The following is a 22,169-nucleotide window of genomic DNA, read 5'->3' on the forward strand; positions in this document are numbered from 1 at the left end:
TCGCATCGTGGACTCCTCCACCGTCGGCCCCCGGCGCGCCTCCAGCGCCGCACGCACCGCAGTCGTCTGGGAGGCGCTGACCGCGGAGTTGGCGCGGGCGGCAGAGGAGTCCGCCGCTCCCCTGGAGATCGTCGACGCGGGCGGCGGCACCGGCGGTGCCGCCGTACCGCTCGCCGAACTCGGCCACCGCGTGACGGTCGTCGACCCCAGCCCCGACTCGCTGGCCGCCCTGGAACGCCGGGCGGCCGAGGCCGGGGTGCGGGTGAACGCGGTCCAGGGCGACACCCGGGACCTGGGCGACCTGCTCCCCGAGGCCAGCGCGCACCTGGTCCTGGTGCACAACGTCCTGGAGTACGTGGACGACCCGCTGGCCGCGCTGCGCGACGTCGTCTCCGTCACCCGCCCCGGGGGAACGGTCAGCGTGATGACGGCCAACGCCGTGGCGGCGGTGCTGCACCGGGCCCTGGCCGGACACCTCGCCGACGCGCTGGCGCTGCTGGAGTCCCCCGAGGGGCGCTGGGGTCCGGGCGACCCGATGCCGCGCCGCCTCACCGCCGAACGCCTCACCGCCCTGGTCCGCGAGGCCGGACTCGACCCGGGCGGCCTGCGCGGGGTGCGGGTGCTGGGCGACCTGCTCCCCGGCCGGGTGTTCGAGGACCCGCAGACCCCCGAGGTCCTGGTGGCCCTGGAGAAGGCGGCGTCGGTCCACCCGGAGCTGTCGGGCATCGCCACCCAGCTGCACCTGCTCGCGCGGCGGCCCGCCTGACCCGCCCCGGCCGGACTGTCCACCCTCCCTGGTAGAACAGCACCGACACCGTGCCGGGGAGGAGGGCCGATGAGCCGTCGACAGCTCGAACGCGGCGAGCCCGTGCGCGGCGTCCTGACCGGGCGCGGCATCGTCCCGCTGGACGGCCGTCCCGTCGACGACGCCGACTGCACCGTGCTGCACATCGACATGGACGCCTTCTTCAGCAGCGTGGAGGAGCTGCGCCACCCCGAGGTCCGGGGGCGGCCGGTGATCGTGGGCGGCACCGGACCGCGCGGCGTGGTCGCCGCCGCCAACTACCCGGCCCGCCGCCACGGCGTGCACTCGGCGATGCCCATGTCACGGGCGTTGCGGCTCTGCCCCCAGGCGGTGGTCTTCCCGCCCGACGGCGCCACCTACCGGCGCGTCTCCGCCCGCGTCATGGACCTCCTGCGTTCGATCACCCCGCAGGTGGAGCAGCTCTCGGTCGACGAGGCGTTCCTGGACGTGGCCGGAGCGGACCGCCGCCTGGGCGGCGGTCCGACGCACATCGCCCAGCTCATCCGCGCCCGGGTCCGCGCCGAGCAGGGGCTCACCTGCTCGGTCGGGGTGGCGGCCACCAAGTTCGTCGCCAAGCTCGCCTCCACCCGCTGCAAGCCCGACGGCCTGCTGCTGGTCCCCACCGAGCACGTCACCGACTTCCTGCACCCGCTGCCCGTCGGGGCGCTGTGGGGGGTGGGGGAGCGCACCGAGCAGGCGCTGCGGCGCATGGGGCTGCGCACCGTCGGCGACGTCGCCCGCACCCCGCCCGACACGCTCCGCCACGAGCTGGGCCGGGCGCTGGGCAGCCAGCTCGCCGAACTGGCGTGGGGACGCGACCCCCGGCCGGTCACCGCCGAGACCGTCGACAAGAGCATCAGCACCGAGGAGACCTTCGACACCGACGTCCACGACCCCGAGCAGATCCGCCGGGAACTGCTGCGGCTGGCCGAGAGGGTCGCGCGCCGGCTCCGCGCCGCGGGGCAGGCCGGACGCACGGTGGGGGTCAAGCTGCGCCGGGCCGACTTCAGCACGGTCACCCGCTCCCGGACCCTGTCCGAACCCACCGACGTGGCCAGGCGGATCGCCGCGGTCGCCCGGGAACTCTACGCGGCCTCCGGGCTGCTCGGAACCCCGCTGCGGCTGGTGGGCGTCAGAGTGGAGGGACTGGTGCCCGCGGACCGCGTCCACCACCAGTTGGCGCTGGACGAGGACGGGCCGAGCTGGCGCACGGTCGAGAAGCTCCAGGACGAGGTGGTGCGCCGTTTCGGGGACGGAGCGCTCAGACCAGCGTCGTTGGCTTTCTGTGACGAAGATGACGTATGATACGGCAACTTTTTCGTTCCGCGAGTGTTGTATGTGATGGGGCCGGCCGGAGCGGGCCGGACCGAGGACACGATTCCCCGGAACGATGGGGAGAGGGGGCGGGCTGGTGAAAGCCAGCGTGGTCGAGGGTACTGTGGTCGATGGAAGGGGCCAGAGCGCGTATCTTTTCTTTTCACAGAGCGCTAAGTCCCCTTATTCTGGGCATATCACTGGCCATCAGATAGTTGTTCAGCACCCGTTGCCCCACCCGGGGACTGCTTTTGGGAGGCGCCGTGCCGCTCTCTGAACACGAGCAGCGCATGCTCGAACAGATCGAGCGGGCGCTGTATGCGGAGGACCCGAAGTTCGCCAACACCGTGCGGCAGACGAACCCGCAGGTCCACTACAAGCGTCGGCTCGTCAAGGCGTCGTTCGGCTTCGTGGCCGGCATCGGCCTCCTCCTGGGAGGCATGGTCTTTCAGGCGGTACCGGTCAGCGTCGTCGGTTTCGTCATCATGCTGGTGTGTGCGCTGTGGGGGTTGTCCGGGTGGCGGCGCGCCGCCGGGAGCGCCTCCGTCGGTGCCGACAGGGGGCCGAAGCGTCAGCGCCCCGGGATGATGGACCGCTTCGAGGAGCGCTGGCGCCGCCGCCAGGAAGGCGAACACTAGGAGGGGCCCGCCGGGTGCGGGCTGGTTGACTTCCGTCACGCGTGGGGGTCGCGGTGGGCACCGCGACCCCCACGCGTTTGCATCCCCCGTGCGTCCACGCGCCGCGGCCGCGACGCCCACAGCGACCGGGGCAGCAGGACCGCGCGGACGCGGGACAGCGGCGGGGACGACGCGGCCAGCGCCCGCCGCACGGTGCGGCAGTCCTCGGCCAGGTCCGGGACGGCGGGGGTGTGCGGGGCGTAACGCACCGCCTCCTCCGCAGCCACGATCCGGTGCAGTGCCGCACGGGCCCGGTCGGCCACCGGCCCCCGGGCGAGCAGCAGGCGCTCCACGGTGCGCGGACTGTGCGCCGGGTTCCACTCCCAGCCCAGGTCGACCAGGTCGTCGCGGAGTTCCGACCAGGCGGCCCGCGCCGACTCGGCCGCGCCCCGGCTCCGCTGCCACCGCAGCGCGCGGACCAGGTGCCGAACCAGCGCGGGCACGGCCAGGAGAGCGGCGGCCACGGCCGCGGCGGCCGCGAACGCGGCGGCCCCCCACCCGCCGTCGACGGAGTCCGCGTCCGCGGCGGGGTCGGCGCTGAACCGCTCCCCGTCCCGGGAGTCCTCCCCCGCGGCGGTCTCCTGCGGTTCCCCGGCGGGCGTCCGCTCCGGCGCGGTGGACGGTTCGGGCCCGGCGGTCTCCCGCGGTTCCCCGGCGGGCGTCCGCTCCGGCGCGGCCGCGGCGTAGTCGGGAGGCGCGGCGTTCGGCTGGCCCGCCCCGGGGGTCGGCTCGAACCGCAGCCAGCCGTACCCCGCGAAGTACAGTTCGGGCCAGGCGTGGGCGTCGCTCTCCCGCACCGTCCACCGGTCGGAGCCGACGTGTTCGCCCGCGGTGTAGCCCACCGCGACCCGCGCGGGGATGCCCAGGTGCCGGGCCATGACGGCCATCGCCGAGGCGAAGTGCTGGCAGTAGCCGGTCCTGCTGTCCAGCAGGAAGTGGGCGAGCGGGTCGGTGCCGCCGGGGACCCGGGGCGGGTCCAGGTCGTAGGTGAAGTCGCCGCCGGTGAACCAGTCCTGCAGGGCGAGCGCCTGGTCGAAGGGGGAGGCGGCGTCGGCGGTGATGTCCTCGGTCAGCCGGGCCACCTCCGCCGACAGCGGCGGGAGGTCCAGGTAGCGCTGGTCGACCCGCAGGGACGCCGCGGAGGCGGCCGAGCGCAGGGCGTCCCCGTCCGGCGTCGAGGCGGTGCTGGTCACCCGGTAGGTCAGTCCGGCGGCCTCCCCGTCGGGGGAGAACACCATGAGCGTGTCGGGGTCGACGTACCACTCGCCGGTCACCTGCACGTCGCTGCTGGGGTAGGGCAACGGCAGGAAGTCCATGCCGCGGACCTCGGCGGAGACGGTGACGTCCGTGGTCACCGAGGTGCCGGCGGAGCCGCCGGAAAGCCCCGGGGAGCGGGGGATCGTCCCGTTGAGCCGGTCCTCCGCAGCAGCCTCGACCGGCGACATCGTCCAGGTCTCGCCGTCGAAGGTGTCGAGCACGTGCGTGCGCAGGTACTCGGGGTCGGGGTCGCTGGTGTGGTACTCCAGGACCCGGCGGTTGCCGTGCGAGGACAGGGAGCCGCGCAGACTGGTCAGCGGGTCCACCGTGGTCACCGTCCGTCCGCCCGCCCGCAACTGCTCGACCAGGGAGAACACCGAGCCGCTGGCCAGTCCGGGCACGAGGGCGGGCACCAGCAGGGCCAGCACCACGCAGACCGCGGCGGTCCCCGCGGCCCCGAGCCCCCACAGCCCCGCCGCGACGGCCGCCCGGCCCCGGGCCTCCCGGCCGCCCCGCGGGGTCGTGCGGGGCCCCCAGGCCGCCGCCCGGACCGCCGAGTCGACGGCGAACAGCAGCAGGAACCCCGCGGCGGCGGTGGCGAACGCGCTCCGGCCCACCCCCTCGTGGTGCACCGTCAGCGGGACGGCGACCAGGGACAGCAGGGCGGCGCCGGCCACCCCCGGCACGCGCAGCGCCACCGCCATCAGGTGGGCGGAGACGGTGAGCACCCCCAGCAGCAGGGTCACCAGCAGGACGATCCCGTCCGTGGCGGGAACCGGGATGACGTTGGTCCGGATGTCGAGGACACCGGCGAGGACGAGGCCGATCAGCCGCTTCGCCGCCGCCGGCGTGGGCAGGACCCCCAGCAGTGCGGCGTCGGGCGCGTGACGGGCGGTCACCGCCGCGGTCAGCGCGACCAGCTGCAGGACGGGGGCCACCGCGGCGGGCAGGCGGACCCACTGCGCGGCCGCGCCCACGACGGCCAGGAGGACCACCGCCGAGGCCGGTCCCCGCCACCAGTCGGCGTCCGCGAAGAGCGGACCCAGCAGAGGAAGCGCGCACAGTGCCGCGACCGCCGTGGCCAGGGACAGCAGGCAGGCCGGGAGGGCCTGGGCGACGGGCCTCACCGGGCCTCCCCCGCGCTCCGCCACAGCTCGGGCAGGTCGGCGACACGGTCGGGGCACAGCACCCGCCAACCGGCCTCCGCCAGCCGGTGGACGGCCCACCGGCGTGCCTCCTCCGGCCACGGGGCCTGCGGCACCAGGATCGCGATCCGCCTGCCCGACCGGCCGCTGCGGCAGGCCGCCAGGGCGGCCGACTCCTCGGGGGTGAGCGCCCCCAGCACCGCCACCAGCGTTCCGCGGCCGCTCACCGGGCTGCGCGACAGTCGGGCGACGTCCTCCAGCAGGGAGGGCGCCGCGACGGGACGGGCCAGCGCGAACGCCTCCAGGACCGTGTCGCGGTGGCGCGCCTCCACGGCCGGCCCGACGCCCCCGCCCAGCAGGCCCAGCCGGTGCCCCCGGTCGGCGAGGTGCACGGCGACCGACGCGGCCAGGACGACCGCGTCCTCCACCGAGGAGGCGGTGTGCGCGGCCGGGCGCAGGTCCACCAGGACGGTGCTGCGGTCGAGCCGCCGCTGCTCCTCGCTGCGCACCATGAGGTGGCCGCGTCGTGCGGTGGAGCGCCAGTGCACCCGGCGCACGTCGTCGCCGGGACGGTAGGGGCGCGGCGTGGTCCCCCCGTCGACGCCGGCGGGCACGGGGCTGGGACGCGGTCCGTCCGCGGCCGTCGCGCCGAGGCGTGCCACGACGGGAAGCTCCACGGTCCGGGGGAACACCAGGAGCGACGTCTCCGGGCCGAGGGGGCGCTCCAGGCGGGCGCAGCCCAGCGGGTCGGTGACGACCAGCACCAGCGGGCCGATCGGGTAGCGGCCGCGCGCGTGCGAGCGCAGCCGGTAGGAGAACGTCCGCTTCTCCCCGGGGCGCAGCGGCCCCAGGGAGAAGCGGGGCGGACTGCCGAGCGCGAACGGCAGCCGGTCCTCCGCCAGCAGCGGCCCGACCGGAAGCGGCCGCGCCGCCTCGGCGGGCGACAGCGTGAGCGTCACCCGGCAGTCGGCGCCCACGGGGATGCGCGACGCGGACAGCACCCGCGTGTGCTCCAGGGACCGGGGCGCGCACACGGCCAGCAGTCCCGCGCTGACCAGCGGGACCGTCGTCACGAGAACCGCGAGGCGCAGCAGGTCGCGCTCACCGAGCAGCAGCGCGCCGACACCGATCGCCACCCCCGCTCCCAGCAGGGCCCAGCCGCGCGGGGTAAGAGATCGCAGTACGTTCACCGTCCCGGTTCCTCGCCTCGGAGGTCAGCCGTGGGTGGGGATGGGGACGTCGGCCACCAGTTCGCCGACCACGTCGGCGGGGGACCGGTGGGCCGCGGCGCCGGGCAGCAGACGGTGCGCCAGCACCGGCACGGCCAGCGCCTGGAGGTCGTCGGGCAGGACGTAGTCGCGGCCGTCCAGGGCGGCGTAGGCGCGGGCGGCGCGCACCAGGTGCAGGGTGGCGCGGGGGGAGGCGCCCAGCAGCAGGGCCGGGGTGGTCCGGGTGGCCGTGACCAGGTCCAGGGCGTAGCGCTTGATCACGGGGGCGACGTGGACCCGGCGGACCCGCTCGATCATCGAGTTGACCTCGGCGACGGTGGTCACCGGGGCGAGCCGGTCCAGCGGGGAGCGCACCGAGTGCGCGTCGATCATGTCGAGTTCGGCGCGGGGGTCGGGGTAGCCCACGGAGACCCGCGCCATGAAGCGGTCCCGCTGCGCCTCGGGCAGCGGATAGGTGCCCTCCACCTCGGTGTCGACGGGGTTCTGGGTGGCGATCACCATGAAGGGCCGCTCCAGGCGCCGGGTGACGCCGTCGACGCTGACCTGACCCTCCTCCATGCACTCCAGCAGCGCGGACTGCGTCTTGGGGGAGGCCCGGTTGATCTCGTCGCCCAGCACGATGTTGGCGAACACCGGCCCGGGACGGAACTCGAACTCGCGCCGCTGCTGGTGGTAGACGCTGACGCCGGTGATGTCGCTGGGGAGCAGGTCGGGGGTGAACTGCACGCGGCTGACCGCGCAGTCGACGGCCCGTCCCAGCGCCTTGGCCAGCATGGTCTTGCCGACACCGGGGACGTCCTCGATGAGCAGGTGCCCCTCGGCCAGCAGGACGGTCAGCGCGATCCGGACGACCTCGGGCTTGCCCGTGATCACGGTCTCGATCGCCGACCGGATCCGGTGGGCGGGGGCCAGCAGGCCGCTGACGCCGACGGGACTGTCGGCGGGGCCGTCCACCCGGGTGTCGAGCGACACGTGTCCCCCTCGTCATGTGTCGTGGCTGGTCCATCACGAGGCTAGGGCCAAAGCGGGGGTTTGCAAACAAGGACGGGGGTGGGGACACGCCGGCCGGCGTGTCCCCGCGCCGCGGCGGAGCGGGCGGGGAACGCACCGGGACGCCTCCGTCGCGCCGCGCCCGCTCCACCTTCCACCACCCCTGTCCGAACTGCTGTTTCGCCGGTGTGGCAGGGGCTCGGGGACGCTCCTGGCTGTTGACGGTGGAGGAAAGTGGAGTACAGTGGAGCCAAGTGGAGGAAGAGGTCATGGCGGCAGCCCGGGAGGTGAGAGGCGGTGTTTCTCGGCACCCACGCGCCGCGTCTCGACGAGAAGGGACGCATGTTCCTCCCGGCGAAGTACCGCGACGAACTGGCGGGGGGACTCGTGGTCACGAAGGGCCAGGAGCGCTGCCTCTACGTCTTCCCGGTGCGCGAGTTCGAACGCATCACCCAGGTCCTCCGCGCCGCGCCGGTCACCGCCAAGGCGGTACGCGACTACAGCCGTGTCTTCTTCGCCAGCGCCTCCGACGAACTCCCCGACCGGCAGGGCCGGGTGACCATACCGGCGAACCTGCGCGCCTACGCGGGGCTCGACCGGGACTGCGTGGTCATCGGGGCCAACACGCGCCTGGAGATCTGGGACGCCCGGACCTGGGCCGACTACGAGGCCGAACAGGAGCAGGTATTCGCGGAACTGGCGGAGGAGGTGTTGCCGGGGGTGCTGTGACCCCGCAGCACCGCAGCGCCGCCGCGGGGCGGCACCGCGGGCCGTGACAGGGGTCACCGACCGTCAATCCCTGTCGGGTCCAGGCCTCCAGACGTGGCCGACCAGGGGTCAGCTGGCGCATCTTCCCCGGCGCCAGGTGACCGACGGGACACAGGGCAAGCGCGCCCGACGGGCGCGTCTGGAGGTCCGGCCGCGCCCGCTCCGGGAGCGACGGCCACGGGAAACGGGGACGGCGAGGACAGGGGGGCCAGTGACAGGCGACGCGTCCGAGGGCGCACCACGACACCGCGACCACCCCGCCCCAGCACACGTACCGGTCATGCTGGAGCGGGTCCTGGAACTGCTCGCGCCGGCGCTGGACCGGCCGGACGCCGTCGTCGTGGACGGCACACTCGGCCTCGGCGGCCACGCCGCGGCGCTGCTCGCCGCCCACCCCGGCCTGCGCCTGGTGGGCGTGGACCGCGACACCACCGCACTGGAACGCAGCCGGCGGCGGCTCGCCCCCTTCGCCGACCGCGTCGACCTGGCGCACGCCGTCTACTCCGACATCCCCCGCGTCCTGGACGGCCTCGGCCTCGACCGGGTCCACGGCGTCCTGCTCGACCTGGGCGTGTCCTCGCCCCAACTGGACGAGGCCGACCGGGGCTTCGCCTACTCCTACGACGCCCCGCTGGACATGCGCATGGACCGCACCCAGGAGCGCACCGCGGCCGACGTCGTCAACACCTACTCCGCCGGCGAGCTCACCCGGATCCTCCGGGTCTACGGCGAGGAGCGCTTCGCCTCCCGGGTGGCCCAGGCCATCGTGCGGCGGCGCGCCAAGGAGCCGGTGCGGACCACCGGGGTCCTCGCCGACCTGGTCCGCGAGGCCATCCCCGCACCGGCCCGCCGCACCGGGGGCAACCCCGCCAAACGGACCTTCCAGGCCCTGCGCATCGAGGTCAACTCCGAACTGACCATCCTGGAACGCGCCCTGCCCGCGGCGATCTCCCGCCTCGCCGTGGGGGGACGCGTCGTGGTGCTGTCCTACCACTCCCTGGAGGACCGCATCACCAAACGCGTCCTGGCCGAGCTGAGCACCGACACCACCCCGCCCGGACTGCCGGTGCCCCTGCCGGACCGGCAGCCGGAACTGCGCCTGCTCACCCGGAGGGCCGAAGCCCCCACCGAGCAGGAGACCGCACGCAACCCCCGCGCGGCGTCGGCCCGGCTGCGGGCCGCCGAGAGGACGCGGGAGCCGTGAACGCCGGCCCCGCCACACAGCACGAGTGCGCTTCCGGCCCGCGCCGGGAGCCGTCGACGGCGTCCGGGAGAACCCACAGTGGAGACCAGCACCGAAGAACGCACCACGACCGCACGCAGCAGGACCCGCCCGGCGCCGCGCCGACCGCGCGGCGTGCGCCCCGGTGCCGCGCGCCGCGGCGCCGCGGCCCGGACCTCCGCACCACGCCTGCCGTTCGTGCTGCTCATCCTGGGACTGCTCGGCGGGGCGATGGTCACCCTGCTGATGCTGCACGCGGTCCTCGCCGAGGACACCTTCGAGATCGCGACGCTGCAGCAGCAGAACCGCGAACTCAGCCAGCAGGAGCAGGCGCTGCGGGAGCGGGTCGTGCAGGCCGAGTCGCCCGAGGCGATCGCCGAGGCGGCCGAGGAGCTGGGCATGCGCCCCGGAGCCGAACCCCAGTTCCTCGACCTGGAGAGCGGCCGGATCACCGGTGACCCGGACGGGACGGGCGAATGACCGGCACGGCACCGGTCCGCACCACCGCGACAGGGCACCGCACAGGGGGGAACGTCCACCGTTGAGCACACCGCGCGACCGCAGTCCCAAAGATCCGCGTCGGCCGTCGGCCGCGGCGCGCAGGGGGCGCGGACAACGGCCGCGCTCCGCGGAGGCCGCGCGGCGTTCCACCCGGCAGGCCGGGGCCGCGCGGCGCCGTGCCGCACCGGGGAACGGAACCGGCGCGGCGGCTGCGCGCGGAGCACGGCCGGCCGGGGGCGTCCGCTCACCGCTGCGCCGCCGGTTCCGCCGCAGGGCCCCCCAGCCGCGCATCCGGGCCATGGGCGCCATCCTCGGCACCGTGCTGCTGATCTTCGCCGCACGGCTGGTGCAGATCCAGGGCATCGACGCCGACGACTACGCCGAGGCGGCCGCCGACCTGCGCCTGACCACCATCGAGATCCCCACCGTCCGCGGCGACATCACCGACGCCTCGGGGCGGCCCTTCGCCATGTCGGTGGAGGTCCGCACCGTCTTCGTCGACCCGGCCGAGGTGCGTGCGGACCAGCGGGACGAGATCATCCGGGAGCTGTCCCAGCGGTTCGGCCTGTCCCCCGAGGAGGTCGCCGCCAAGCTCGACGCCCGGGTCGACGGCCGCCCCAGCCGCTACGAGGTCGTCCAGCGGGGCGTGCCGATCGAGGAGTGGAAGGAGATCGACGCGCTCGACCTGCACGGGGTCTCGGCCGAACGCGCCTACAAGCGCGTCTACCCCGGTGAGACGGGCGCGGCCAACCTGGTCGGCTTCGTCGGGGCGGAGGGCCACGGCCTGGAGGGCCTGGAGGCCGTGCTGGACTCGACCCTCGCCGGACAGGCCGGACAGCAGCAGGTCGAGGTGGGCGGCGGCGGCACCCAGATCCCGATGGCGGGCGGACTGGTCCAGGAACCGGTCCCCGGCCGCACCGTCCGGCTCACCCTCGACCTGGACCTGCAGTGGTACGCCCAGCAGGCCCTCACCGAACGCGCCGAGGAGCTGCGCGCCGAGGCGGGCTCCGTGATCGTGATGACCCGCGAGGGCCGGATCAGGGCGATGGCCAACTACCCCACCTACGATCCGAGCGACTTCTCCTCGGTCAGCGCCGAACAGCGCCGCAACAGCGCGGTCGCCGACGCGTTCGAGCCGGGCAGCACCGTCAAGGCCGTCACCGTCGCCGCGGCCCTGGAGGAAGGGCTGGCCACCCCCGACACCGTCTACCTGGTCCCCGACTCCATCACCCGCTACGACCGGGTCTTCCGCGACTCCAGCCCCCACCCGCCGCAGCGGCTCACCGTCAACGGGATCATGGCCACCTCCAGCAACGTCGGGGCCATCAAGATCGGCGAGGAGGTGGGCGCCGAGCGGATGTACGACTACCTGCACCGGTTCGGGATCGGCCGGCCCACGGGCCTGGACCTGCCCGGGGAGAACGCGGGGCTCCTCGCCGAGCCCCGGAACTGGTCCGGCACCGACCTGCCGTCCGTCTCCTTCGGGCACAGCGTCTCGGTCAACGCCGTGCAGCTGGCCAGCGTCTACGCCACCATCGCCAACGACGGCGTCCGGGTGGAGCCCACGCTCGTGGCGGGGACGACGGACGCCGACGGCGAGTTCGAGGCCGCGCCGGACCCCGCGAGCGAACGGGTGATCAGCGCCGAGACCGCCGCCGACCTCAGACTGATGCTGGAGGCCGTCACCGGGGAGATGGGCACCGCCCAGCGGGCCCGCATCGACGGCTACCGGATCGGCGGCAAGACCGGCACCGCCAACCGGATCAACCCCGACACCGGCAGGTACGAGGGCGGCGGCTACGTCAGCTCCTTCGTCGGCCTCGCCCCGGTCGACGACCCCGAACTGGTCGTCCTGGTGGTGCTGCACGGCCCCGAGGACGAGTACTACGGCGGTGAGGCGGCCACCCCCGTCTTCGCCGACGTGATGTCGTTCGCACTCAAGACGGCGCGGGTGCCGCCGACCGGGACCGAGCCGCCCGCACTGCGCCTGGTGGAGTGAGCGGGACCGCACCGCGGAGCGAAACCGGACACACCGGTCGGATGCGCTTGCCAGGCGGCGGCGTGGTACCCGATGCTTTCGGACATCCGCCGACGCCCGACACCGCCGTCCCCGCCGCGGAGCCAGCCGCACCACCACCCGCGACGGGGCCGGGCGGACACCGAAGCGTCCCGGCCCGACCGTCTCCGCGGAGAAATTGACCTCCACCAGCGGTGAACCGATAACCTCACGAGGTGTCACCCGTCATGCGACCCGAACACGTCCAGCCACGTCCGCTCTCCGAACTCGTCCCGCTGCTGGGACCGGACGCCTTCGTCACGTGCGTCGACCCCGCCGAGCCCCCGCTGGGCACCGCGGCGGCCGCCGAACCCGCCGAGTCCGAGCAGGTCCGCGACGTCGACTCCGTCACCGTCACCGGCGTCACGCACGACTCCCGCGCGGTGCGCCCCGGAGACCTGTACGTGGCGCTGCCGGGACAGCGCGTCCACGGAGCCAAGTTCGCCGAACAGGCGGCCCGGGCCGGGGCCGCGGCCGTGCTCACCGATCCCGCCGGGTACGACCGCGCCGCGGCCACCCGGCTGCCGGTGATCACCGTCCCGGACCCGCGCGCCCGGCTCGGGGACGTGGCCGCCTGGATCCACGGCCACCCGGCCGGGGAGCTGCTGCTGGTCGGCACCACCGGCACCAGCGGCAAGACCACGGTCAGCTACCTGGTGGAGTCGGGGCTGCGCGCCGCGGGGATGCGCACCGGACTGGTGGGCACCGTGGAGATCCGGGTGGACGACGAGCGCGTCGACTCCTCCCTGACCACCCCCGAGGCCACGGACCTGCACGGCCTGTTCGCCCTCATGCGCGAACGCGAGGTCGACGGGGCCGCCATGGAGGTCTCCAGCCACGCCCTGGCGCTGGGACGGGTCGACGGGGTGCGCTACGACGTCGCCGTGTTCACCAACCTCTCCCAGGACCACCTGGACTTCCACTCCGACCTCAACGACTACTTCGACACCAAGGCGCGGCTGTTCACGCCCGAGTTCGCCAAGGTCGCCGTGGTCAACCGGGACGACGCGTTCGGGCGGGCGCTCGTCGACAGGATCACCGGGCAGGGCGCGATCCCGGTCACCACGTTCTCCGCCGAGGGCGACACCGAGGCGGACTGGTACGCCACCGACGTCGTCCTCGAACCGCAGGGCAGCCGGTTCCGGGTGGTCGGCCCCGGCGGCATGGAGATGGACGCCTCGGTGCGGCTGCCCGGCCCCTTCAACGTCTCCAACGCCATGGCCGCGATCGTCGCCCTCATCGAGGCGGGGGTGCCGCTGCCCACCGCCCTGGAGGGGGTCGCGGCGGCGCGGGGCGTGCCCGGCCGGATGGAGCGGGTCGACGAGGGGCAGAACTTCACCGCCGTCGTCGACTACTCGCACAAACCCGGGGCGATCGAGGCGGTCCTCACCGCGCTGCGGTCCGTCACCGAGGGCAGCCTGACCATCGTCGTCGGCTGCGGCGGCGACCGAGACCGGGGCAAACGCCCCCTCATGGGGGAGGCCGCGGCCCGTCTCGCCGACGCGGTCATCCTCACCGACGACAACCCCCGCAGCGAGGACCCGATCACGATCGTCACCAGCATGCTGGAGGGAGTGGCGAAGGTTCCCGTGGAGCAGCGCGCCCGTATCACGGTCGAACCCGACCGGCGCAGTGCGATCGAGTTGGCGGTGGAGCGCGCCGGGGCCGGCGACGTGGTGGTCGTGGCCGGAAAGGGACACGAACGCGGCCAGCAGGTGGGGGAGCGCGTCCTGCCGTTCGACGACCGCGAGGTGCTGCGCGACGCGCTGCGCTGGCAGATGGACGGGGACTGACCGGCCGTCCGCGCCCGGGAGGGCGGCCCCCGGCGACCGGCGCCCTCCGGTGCGCCGCGAGCACGGGGGGCGGCGGCCGCGGCGCCGGGTGCGGCACGGGCCGAACCGCCTGTTCGGCGGCGGTTCGCCGCGGACGTTTCCCCGCACACCGCCCGACCACCCGGTTTTCGGGCGCCGGGCCCGAAACGGGTCTCACTCGTGCCACATTCGGGTCTGAGCGCAACCCGGGCCGTCGATCTTGTTCTAAGGTTAGGTGCGGCAATCTCAGCCCGGCACCGTGGCGTCCGCACGCCGCTTCGCGGCTTTTGTACAGCATCCCCGTTTCTCGCACGCTGTTCACTGTCAATCACGGCGCTTCGAGCGTGGTGGACCGGGCCCGACATGAGGAGTGGATTTGATCGCGCTGACGCTCGATCGGATCGCCGAGATCACCCGATCACGACTACGCGGATCGGCGCAGCCCACGGACACTGTTGACGGCCCGGTGGTCATCGACTCGCGGGAGGCCGCTCCCGGTTCGCTGTTCGTCGCCCTGCGCGGCGCCCGGGTCGACGGCCACGACTTCGCCGAGGCCGCGGTCGCGGCCGGAGCGGCAGCCGTCCTGTGCTCCCGCCCGGTGGACGCACCCCACCTGCTGGTCGAGGGCGGCGACGACGAGGTCGTGGCGGCCCTGGCCAGGCTGGCGCGTGCGGTCGTGGCACAACTCCCCGGCGCCGACGTCATCGGCGTCACCGGCTCGTCGGGGAAGACCACGACGAAGGACCTGCTGGCCCAGGTGCTGCGGCGGATCGGCCCCACCGTCGCGCCCCCGGGGTCGTTCAACAACGAGATCGGCCATCCGCTCACCGTCCTGCGCGCGGACGAGACCACCCGCTTCATCGCGCTGGAGGTCGCCGCGCGCGGTGTGGGACACATCGCGCACCTGTGCCGGATCGCGCCGCCGCGCATCGGGGTCGTGCTCAACGTCGGCAGCGCCCACATGGGCGAGTTCGGCGACCGGGCGGCCATCGTCCGGGCCAAGGGCGAACTCGTCGAGGCCCTGCCCCCGGCAGAGCAGGGCGGCGTGGCCGTCCTCAACGCCGACGACGACGCGGTGATCGGCATGGCCGCGCGCACCCCGGCCCGGGTGCTCAGCTACGGCCTGGCCGAGAGTGCCGACGTGCGGGCCGACGAGGTCGAACTCGACGAACAGGGGCGCCCCCGCTTCACCCTCGCCGTCGGCGGGGACACCGCCCCGGTGCGGCTGCGGCTGGTCGGCGTCCACCAGGTGCACAACGCCCTGGCCGTCGCCGCGGTCCTGCACGAACTGGGCCGGGACGCCACCGACATCGCCGCGGCCCTGGGCGAGGCCGGGCCGGTGAGCCGCTGGCGCATGGAGGTCACCGAACGGCCGGACGGGGTGACCATCGTCAATGACGCCTACAACGCCAACCCCGAATCCATGAGCGCGGCCCTGCGCACGCTGGCCACACTGGCCGCGAGCCGCCGATCCTTCGCGGTGCTGGGACACATGGCCGAACTCGGCTCCGCCCACCGGAGCGAGCACGAGCGGGTCGGGCGGCTGGCGGCCGAGAGCGGAGTCGACGTCCTCGTCACCGTCGGCGAGCAGGCCGCCGGTATCGCGGACGGGGCCGCCTCCGTCGCCGACTGGACAGGGCAGACCGTGGCGGTCGCCGACGTGGCCGAGGCGGTCGCGGTGCTCAGGGAGCGTCTGAGACCCAAGGACATCGTCATGCTGAAGGGATCACGAGTGGCCGGGCTGGAGCAGGTAGCCGAGCAGCTGATCGGTGTGGAGGCCGCCGAATGACCGGCATCATCGCGGCCGCGGGGATCTCCCTGCTGGTCTCCTTCGCCCTCATGCCCCCGCTGATCAAGATCCTGTACCGGTTCAAGTTCGGGCAGGAGATCCGCGACGACGGCCCGCAGGGCCACAAGACCAAGCAGGGCACGCCCACCATGGGCGGCATCGCCATCATCTTCGGGTCGGTCGTCGGCTACTTCGGCGCGCACGCGGTGACGATGACGCCCCCGACCGTCTCCGGCGTGCTGGTGATCTTCCTGTTCGTCGGACTGGGCTGCGTCGGCTTCCTCGACGACTTCATCAAGATCTACAAGCGCCGCAGCCTGGGCCTGCGCAGCGGCGCGAAGATGCTCGGCCAGGTCATCGTGGGCGTGGGCTTCGCCATCGGCGTCACGATGTTCCCCAACTCCTACACCTACACGCCGGGCTCCACCCACCTGTCGCTGCTGCGCGACTTCGGCCCGCCCATGGCGGTGTGGCTGTTCGTCATCTGGGCGCTGCTGCTGATCGTGGCCACCTCCAACGCGGTCAACCTCACCGACGGACTCGACGGGCTCGCCACCGGGGCGACCATCCTCTCCCTCGTCGCCTACGTCATCATCGGCAACTGGCAGCTGCGGCAGAGCTGCGTCAACGCGCTGGAGCCCAACTGCTACACCGTGCGCGACCCCCTGGACCTGGCCGTCGTGGCCGCGGCCGCGCTCGGCGGCTGCATCGCCTTCCTCTGGTTCAACGCACCCCCCGCCAAGATCTTCATGGGCGACACCGGCTCCCTGGCCCTGGGCGGCCTGCTGGTGGGCCTGGCCATCACCACGCGCACCCAGCTGCTGCTGCTGGTCATCGGCGGACTGTTCGTCCTCATCACCGCATCGGTGATCATCCAGGTCGGCTCGTTCCGCCTCACCGGCAAGCGGGTGTTCCGCATGGCCCCCCTGCAGCACCACTTCGAGCTGAAAGGGTGGGCCGAGACCACCATCGTGATCCGCTTCTGGATCATCCAGGGGCTGTTCGTGGCCGCCGCGATCGCCCTGTTCTACCTGGAATGGATGCCTCGATAAGCGATGAGTGACACCGCGACGGAGCTGAGCGGACGCCGGGTCTGCGTGACCGGGCTGGGGGTCTCCGGGCCCCCGGTCGCGCGGGCGCTGCTGGAGCGGGGAGCCCGCGTCACGGTCGTGGAGGGCCGCGACGACGAGGCGAACCGGGAACGCGCCCGGCGGCTGCGGGACCTCGGCGCCACCGTGGAGCTCGGCGAGGCCGGTCTGCCCGCGGGCACCGAACTCGTGGTCACCTCCCCCGGCTGGCGGCCCGACGCGCCCGTGCTGGCCGCGGCGGCCGACGCCGGGATCGAGGTGATCGGCGACGTCGAGCTGGCCTGGCGGCTGCGGCCCGCCGACCAGGTCTGGCTGGCCGTCACCGGCACCAACGGCAAGACCACCACGGTGCGCATGCTGGAGGCGATGCTGCGCGCCGACGGCCGCCGCGCCCTGGCCGTGGGCAACGTGGGAACCCCCGTCATCGACGCGGCGCTCGCCGACGGCCCCGACCGCTACGACGTGCTCGCCGTGGAACTGTCCAGCTTCCAACTGCACTGGTCGGCCACGCTGCGCCCGCACGCCGCCGCGATCGTCAACATCGCCCCCGACCACCTGGACTGGCACGGCGGCATGGCCCCCTACGCCGCCGCCAAGGCCCGTGTCTACGGCGCCGGGACCATCCGGGTGGTCAACGCCGCGGACCCGTTCATCCGGGAACTCGCCGAGACCCACGGCGACCCCGCGGCCCCGCTGGTCGGCTTCGGCCTGGGCGTTCCGCGCGCGGGCGAACTCGGCGTGGTCGAGGACCTGCTGGTGGACCGCGCGTTCGTGGCCGACCCGCGCACCGGGGCGGTGGAGCTGGCCTCGCTGGCCGACGTCACCCCGGCCGCGCCGCACAACGTCGCCAACGCGCTGGCCGCCGCCGCGCTGGCCCGGTCGGTCGGCGCGGCCCCCGAGGCGGTGCGCGCCGGACTGCGCGACTTCCGCCCCGAACCGCACCGCATCGCCCACGTGGCCACCGTCGACGGGGTCGACTACGTCGACGACTCCAAGGCCACCAACGCGCACGCCGCCGCCGCGTCCCTGGCCGCCTACCCCTCGGTGGTGTGGGTGGCCGGCGGACTGCTCAAGGGAGCCGACGTCACCGACCTGGTGCGCAGCGCCGCCGACCGGCTGCGCGGGGTGGTGCTGCTGGGGGCGGACCGGCAGCACCTGCGCGAGGCGCTGGAGGAGTACGCGCCGCACGTCCCCGTCGTCGACGTGGCCCGGACCGACGAGGCGGCGATGGCCGAGGTCGTCGCCGAGGCCGCGCGGCTCGCCCAGAAGGGCGACACCGTGCTGCTCGCCCCGGCGGCGGCCTCCATGGACATGTTCACCAACTACGTCGAGCGCGGGGAGGCGTTCGCCCGGGAGGTCCGCGCCCTGCTCGCCTGACCCGAACCGCGACCGAACCGCGTCCGTATCGACACCGGGGGCGGGTGAACCTTTCGGCGAGTTGTGCGTCCCCGGCGTCGCGGTGTCAGAAAAAACCCCAACACGCCGGTTATGTGCGGGGCCCGGGCCCCTCCCAACCGCCAGACTGGTGCAGCACCGGTGGAGTCGTCCACCGGAGAGGTTCCCAGGAGGCGTGAGCGGGAGGAAGGACATGGCGGCCACCACATCGGTCTCCCCGGTTTCCGGGGGAGGTGCCGCCCGCGCGCGGCGAGGAGCACGTCCCCGGACGGCCCGCGGCGCCGCGCTCGACCGCGTCCGCGAGTTCGCCCGGCTGCTGGACCGTCCGCTGACCTCCTACTACCTGCTGTTCGGCAGCAGCATCCTGCTCATCGTGCTCGGCCTGGTCATGGTGCTGTCCTCCTCCATGGTCGACTCCTACACCGAGACCGGGTCGGCGTTCTCCCTCTTCCTCAAACAGGCGGTCGCCGCGCTCATCGGGGTCCCGCTGATGCTGCTCGCCTCCCGGCTGCCGCTGCGGGTGCTGCGGCTGCTGGGCGGACCGCTGCTGCTGCTCTCCGTCCTGCTGCTGGTCCTGACCGTCTTCCGGGGGGTGGAGTACTACGGCGCCACCCGGTGGCTGGAGATCGGCGGCCTCACGGTCCAGGCCTCCGAACCCGCCAAGCTCGCCTTCGCGCTGTGGGGCGCGGGCGTGCTCGCCCGCAAGGAGGAGCTGCGGGAGCTGACCGAGTGGCGGCACCTGCTGGTGCCGCTGCTGCCCGGCTGCGGCATCCTGGTGCTGCTGGTCCTGGTCGGCAGCGACCTGGGCACCTCGTTCGTCCTGATGGCGGTCCTGGTGGCGCTGCTGTGGATCATCGGCGCCCCCGGACGCCTGTTCCTCGGCGTGGTCGGCCTGGTCGGGCTGCTCGTCGCCATCATGATCGCGGTCGAGCCCTACCGGCTCAAGCGCCTGACCGCCTTCCTCAACCCCGAGGAGGACCCGCTCAACAGCGGCTACCAGCTGCTGCACGGCCTCTACGCGCTGGGCACCGGCGGACTGCTGGGCGTCGGCATCGGCGCCAGCCGGGAGAAGTGGGGGCACCTGCCGCACCCGGAGAGCGACTTCATCTTCGCCATCATCGGCGAGGAGTTCGGACTGCTCGGCACACTCCTGGTGATCGGGCTCTTCGGCGTCCTCGGCTACTCTGGGCTGCGTGTGGCGGCCCGGGCCGCCGACCCGTTCGTGCGGCTGGCCGCGGTGGCGATCACCACATGGATCTGCGTCCAGGCGATGGTCAACATCGGCACCGTCATCGGGGTGCTGCCCGTCACGGGCATCCCGCTGCCCTTCGTCTCCGCGGGGGGTTCCTCACTCATCCCCACGATGCTGGGCATGGGCGTCCTGCTGGCGTTGGCCAGGAACGAGCCGGCCGCGCGCACCGCGCTGGCGGCTCGGGGTCCTACATCTACGCAAAGGGCTCTAAGCTGGCTGGGCCTGGGTAACGACGCGGGCCGTGGATCCGCACGCGCCAACCGGGCTCCCAAGACACGCCCGACGCAGGTTCAAGCGAGGAGGAATCGGCGACGATGAGGGTAGTCCTCGCCGGCGGCGGCACGGCCGGACACGTGGAACCCGCACTGGCTCTGGCCGATGCGCTGCGGCGAATCAACCCCGACACCCAGGTGCTGTGCCTGGGCACCGCGCGGGGACTGGAGCAGCGGCTCGTCCCCATGCGGGGATACGAGCTGGGAGAGATCCCCGCGGTGCCGCTGCCGCGCAAGCTCACCCCCCAGTTGCTGTCGGTTCCCGGCAGGCTGGCCAACGCGATCAGCACCACGGCCAAGCACCTGGAACGCATCCAGGCCGACGTCCTGGTCGGCTTCGGCGGCTACGTGGCCACCCCCGGATACCTGGCCGCGCGCAGCCGCCGCATCCCGATCGTGGTGCACGAGGCCAACCCGCTGCCCGGCCTGGCCAACCGGCTCGGCGCACGGCTCACCCCGCACGTGTTCACCGGCCACCCGCACACCGAGATCCGCAACGGCCGCTACATCGGCATCCCCCTGCGCACCCGGATCTCCAGCCTGGACCGGCTGGCCGTGGGCGACAAGGCCCGCGCCAAGTTCGGGCTCCGCCCCGATCTGCCGACCCTGCTGATCTTCGGCGGCTCGCAGGGCGCCCAGGTCATCAACCAGACCGCCTTCGACAGCGCCGAGGACTTCCACCAGGCGGGCATCCAGGTGCTGCACGTGGTCGGCCCCAAGAACGCCGACGGCCCCGAGGACCGCACCCGCGGCGGCGTGCCCTACGTGGTGGTGCCCTACGTCGACGAGATGGAACTGGCCTACGCGGCGGCCGACGTGGCCATGTGCCGCTCCGGCGCGCTCACCTGCGCCGAGCTGACCGCGGTGGGCCTGCCCGGCGCGTTCGTCCCGCTGGCCATCGGCAACGGCGAGCAGCGGCTCAACGCCGAGCCGATCGTGCAGGCCGGGGGTGGCCTCATGGTGGCCAACTCGGAACTGAACCGGCAGTGGATCCGCGAGCAGCTCATCCCCCTGCTCACCGACACCGACCGGATCGTGGCGATGTCGGAGGCCGCGGCGCGGCTGGGACGCCGGGACGCCGACATGGCGCTGGCCCGGGAGGTCATCGCCGTCGCCACCGGCGACCGCTCCGGGGTGGACATGCCCATCGACTACTCGGAGGAACCGGGAGACACCCGATGAGCCTGGTCGAACCGACCGAGCCGGTCGAGGTCGACAAACTGGGGCGGGTCCACTTCGTCGGGATCGGCGGGGCCGGCATGTCCGGCATCGCGCGGGTGCTGCTGCAGCGCGGGGTCGAGGTGTCCGGCAGCGACGCGCGCGACAGCGCCCTGCTGCAGGAGCTGGCCGAGCTGGGCGCGACCGTGCACGTCGGCCACGCCGCCGAGCACGTGGACACCGCCGACACGGTCGTGGTCTCCTCCGCCATCCGCGACACCAACCCGGAACTGGCCGAGGCGCGCTCCCGCGGGCTGCGCGTGCTGCCGCGCGCCGCCGCACTCGGCGCGCTGCTGCTGGACCGGCGCGGGGTGGCGGTCGCGGGCACCCACGGCAAGACCACCACCACGTCCATGATCACCGTGGTGCTGCAGCACCTGGGCGCCGCCCCCGGCTACGTCATCGGCGGACAGCTGGTGACGACCGGGCTGGGGGCCGACGCGGGCGCCGACGACGTCATCGTGGTGGAGGCCGACGAGAGCGACGGCTCCTTCCTGATGCTGTCGCCCAGGATCGCGGTGGTCACCAACGTCGAGGCCGACCACCTGGACAACTACGGCGGCCTGGAGGAGATCCACGCCAACTTCGCCGCGTTCGTCGACCGGGTGACCGAGACCCTGGTGGTGGGCGCAGACGACCCGGGCGCGCGCCGGGTCGCCGCCGTCGCCCGCGAACGCGGCCGCAGGGTGCTCACCTACGGCGAGGCCGCGGAGGCCGACTACCGGGTCAGCGGCATCGAGGCGGCCGGGTTCACCACGGCCTTCGTCCTGACCCCGCCCTCCGGCGACCCGGTGCACTGCACCCTCGCCGTGCCCGGCCGGCACAACGTGCTCAACGCCGCGGCGGCGATCGCGGTCGCCGACGAACTCGGCCACGACCCCGAGGTCGCGGCCGAGGGGCTCGCCGAGTTCGCGGGCACGGCGCGCCGCTTCGAGTTCAAGGGCGAGGCCAACGGGGTGCGCGTCTACGACAGCTACGCCCACCACCCCACCGAGATCGCGGCGGACCTGGACGCCGTCCGCGCCGCACTGGACTCGCAGGCCGCGGACGGCGGTGCGGCCGGGCGGATCGTGGTGCTGTTCCAGCCCCACCTGTTCAGCCGCACCCGGATCTTCGCCGCCGAGTTCGCCGCGGCGCTCACCAAGGCCGACGAGGTCGTCGTCCTGGGGATCTACGCCGCCCGCGAGGACCCCGAGCCGGGGGTCACCGCCGAGTTGATCACCGACCGCGTCGGCCACGACCGGGTCTACCACCGGCCCGACCGGGAGGCCGCGGTCGAGTGCGTGGCGCAGGTGGCGCGGCCGGGCGACATCGTGCTGACGATGGGCGCCGGAGACGTCACCGAACTCGGCCCGGCGATCCTCGCCGCGTTGGGATGAG

The 22,169-nt window shown here is 73.8% G+C and carries 17 protein-coding genes; 14 read left to right on the top strand and 3 right to left on the bottom strand.

The window, feature by feature from the left end; translation table 11 throughout:
* Positions 1-7 precede the first annotated feature (7 nt).
* The 3 genes from FOF52_RS02265 to FOF52_RS02275 all read left to right on the top strand — a co-directional run bounded on the left by FOF52_RS02265 (position 8) and on the right by FOF52_RS02275 (position 2,757).
* On the top strand, positions 8-766 hold the full coding sequence (locus FOF52_RS02265) for a methyltransferase domain-containing protein (RefSeq protein ID WP_248592171.1): 759 nt from the start codon (positions 8-10) through the stop codon (positions 764-766).
* 69 nt (positions 767-835) lie between these two features.
* Complete coding sequence (locus FOF52_RS02270; RefSeq protein WP_248592172.1) at positions 836-2,110, top strand: DNA polymerase IV; 1,275 nt, start codon at positions 836-838, stop codon at positions 2,108-2,110.
* Positions 2,111-2,382: 272 nt separating this feature from the next.
* A complete protein-coding gene (locus tag FOF52_RS02275; RefSeq protein ID WP_248592173.1) occupies positions 2,383-2,757 on the top strand; it encodes a DUF3040 domain-containing protein in 375 nt (124 codons plus the stop codon).
* Positions 2,758-2,792: 35 nt separating this feature from the next.
* On the opposite strand, the gene FOF52_RS02280 is transcribed toward FOF52_RS02275, so the two are convergent.
* From FOF52_RS02280 to FOF52_RS02290, 3 genes are all read right to left on the bottom strand, one after another.
* Positions 2,793-5,180, bottom strand: a complete 2,388-nt coding sequence (locus FOF52_RS02280; RefSeq protein WP_282573799.1) for a transglutaminase TgpA family protein — start codon at positions 5,178-5,180, stop codon at positions 2,793-2,795.
* Positions 5,177-6,334, bottom strand: coding sequence for a DUF58 domain-containing protein (locus tag FOF52_RS02285; protein WP_248592174.1), 1,158 nt, complete (start codon positions 6,332-6,334; stop codon positions 5,177-5,179). The genes FOF52_RS02280 and FOF52_RS02285 overlap by 4 nt, the downstream gene beginning before the upstream one ends.
* Before the next feature lie 78 nt (positions 6,335-6,412).
* Complete coding sequence (locus FOF52_RS02290; protein ID WP_425265519.1) at positions 6,413-7,399, bottom strand: AAA family ATPase; 987 nt, start codon at positions 7,397-7,399, stop codon at positions 6,413-6,415.
* Between the two features lie 315 nt (positions 7,400-7,714).
* On the opposite strand from FOF52_RS02290, the gene mraZ reads away from it, so the two are divergent.
* From mraZ to murC, 11 genes are all read left to right on the top strand, one after another.
* Positions 7,715-8,146, top strand: a complete 432-nt coding sequence (mraZ, locus tag FOF52_RS02295; protein WP_248592175.1) for a division/cell wall cluster transcriptional repressor MraZ — start codon at positions 7,715-7,717, stop codon at positions 8,144-8,146.
* A gap of 250 nt (positions 8,147-8,396) precedes the next feature.
* Positions 8,397-9,389, top strand: a complete 993-nt coding sequence (gene rsmH / locus FOF52_RS02300) for a 16S rRNA (cytosine(1402)-N(4))-methyltransferase RsmH (RefSeq protein ID WP_248592176.1) — start codon at positions 8,397-8,399, stop codon at positions 9,387-9,389.
* A 78-nt stretch (positions 9,390-9,467) separates the two neighbouring features.
* Positions 9,468-9,887, top strand: coding sequence for a cell division protein FtsL (gene ftsL / locus FOF52_RS02305; protein ID WP_248592177.1), 420 nt, complete (start codon positions 9,468-9,470; stop codon positions 9,885-9,887).
* A 319-nt stretch (positions 9,888-10,206) separates the two neighbouring features.
* A complete protein-coding gene (locus FOF52_RS02310; protein ID WP_482258126.1) occupies positions 10,207-11,907 on the top strand; it encodes a peptidoglycan D,D-transpeptidase FtsI family protein in 1,701 nt (566 codons plus the stop codon).
* A gap of 245 nt (positions 11,908-12,152) precedes the next feature.
* Complete coding sequence (locus FOF52_RS02315) at positions 12,153-13,757, top strand: UDP-N-acetylmuramoyl-L-alanyl-D-glutamate--2,6-diaminopimelate ligase (protein WP_248592179.1); 1,605 nt, start codon at positions 12,153-12,155, stop codon at positions 13,755-13,757.
* 394 nt (positions 13,758-14,151) lie between these two features.
* Positions 14,152-15,564, top strand: coding sequence for a UDP-N-acetylmuramoyl-tripeptide--D-alanyl-D-alanine ligase (locus tag FOF52_RS02320; RefSeq protein ID WP_248592180.1), 1,413 nt, complete (start codon positions 14,152-14,154; stop codon positions 15,562-15,564).
* The gene (gene mraY, locus FOF52_RS02325) at positions 15,561-16,616 is read left to right on the top strand and encodes a phospho-N-acetylmuramoyl-pentapeptide-transferase (RefSeq protein ID WP_248592181.1); all 1,056 of its coding nucleotides are present in this window, start codon (positions 15,561-15,563) and stop codon (positions 16,614-16,616) included. The genes FOF52_RS02320 and mraY overlap by 4 nt, the downstream gene beginning before the upstream one ends.
* A 3-nt stretch (positions 16,617-16,619) precedes the next feature.
* Positions 16,620-18,029 carry a UDP-N-acetylmuramoyl-L-alanine--D-glutamate ligase gene (gene murD / locus FOF52_RS02330; RefSeq protein WP_248592182.1) on the top strand — a complete coding sequence of 470 codons (1,410 nt, stop codon included), beginning with the start codon at positions 16,620-16,622 and terminating at the stop codon, positions 18,027-18,029.
* 211 nt (positions 18,030-18,240) lie between these two features.
* Positions 18,241-19,617 (top strand): putative lipid II flippase FtsW, encoded by a 1,377-nt coding sequence (gene ftsW, locus FOF52_RS02335; RefSeq protein ID WP_248592183.1) that lies wholly within the window; start codon positions 18,241-18,243, stop codon positions 19,615-19,617.
* The gene (gene murG, locus FOF52_RS02340; RefSeq protein ID WP_248592184.1) at positions 19,614-20,753 is read left to right on the top strand and encodes an undecaprenyldiphospho-muramoylpentapeptide beta-N-acetylglucosaminyltransferase; all 1,140 of its coding nucleotides are present in this window, start codon (positions 19,614-19,616) and stop codon (positions 20,751-20,753) included. Before ftsW ends, murG begins: the two co-directional genes overlap by 4 nt.
* Positions 20,750-22,168, top strand: a complete 1,419-nt coding sequence (murC, locus tag FOF52_RS02345) for a UDP-N-acetylmuramate--L-alanine ligase (protein WP_248592185.1) — start codon at positions 20,750-20,752, stop codon at positions 22,166-22,168. Before murG ends, murC begins: the two co-directional genes overlap by 4 nt.
* Position 22,169 lies beyond the last annotated feature (1 nt).

It is taken from the genome of Thermobifida alba (assembly GCF_023208015.1).
GTDB lineage: Bacteria > Actinomycetota > Actinomycetes > Streptosporangiales > Streptosporangiaceae > Thermobifida > Thermobifida alba.

Coding starts and splice junctions, on each gene's coding strand:
- FOF52_RS02270 (WP_248592172.1), top strand. CDS start 836: ATGAGCCGTCGACAGCTCGAACGCGGCGAGCCCGTGCGCGGCGTCCTG.
- FOF52_RS02310 (WP_482258126.1), top strand. CDS start 10,207: ATGGGCGCCATCCTCGGCACCGTGCTGCTGATCTTCGCCGCACGGCTG.
- FOF52_RS02315 (WP_248592179.1), top strand. CDS start 12,153: ATGCGACCCGAACACGTCCAGCCACGTCCGCTCTCCGAACTCGTCCCG.
- mraY (WP_248592181.1), top strand. CDS start 15,561: ATGACCGGCATCATCGCGGCCGCGGGGATCTCCCTGCTGGTCTCCTTC.
- murD (WP_248592182.1), top strand. CDS start 16,620: ATGAGTGACACCGCGACGGAGCTGAGCGGACGCCGGGTCTGCGTGACC.
- ftsW (WP_248592183.1), top strand. CDS start 18,241: ATGGCGGCCACCACATCGGTCTCCCCGGTTTCCGGGGGAGGTGCCGCC.
- murG (WP_248592184.1), top strand. CDS start 19,614: ATGAGGGTAGTCCTCGCCGGCGGCGGCACGGCCGGACACGTGGAACCC.
- murC (WP_248592185.1), top strand. CDS start 20,750: ATGAGCCTGGTCGAACCGACCGAGCCGGTCGAGGTCGACAAACTGGGG.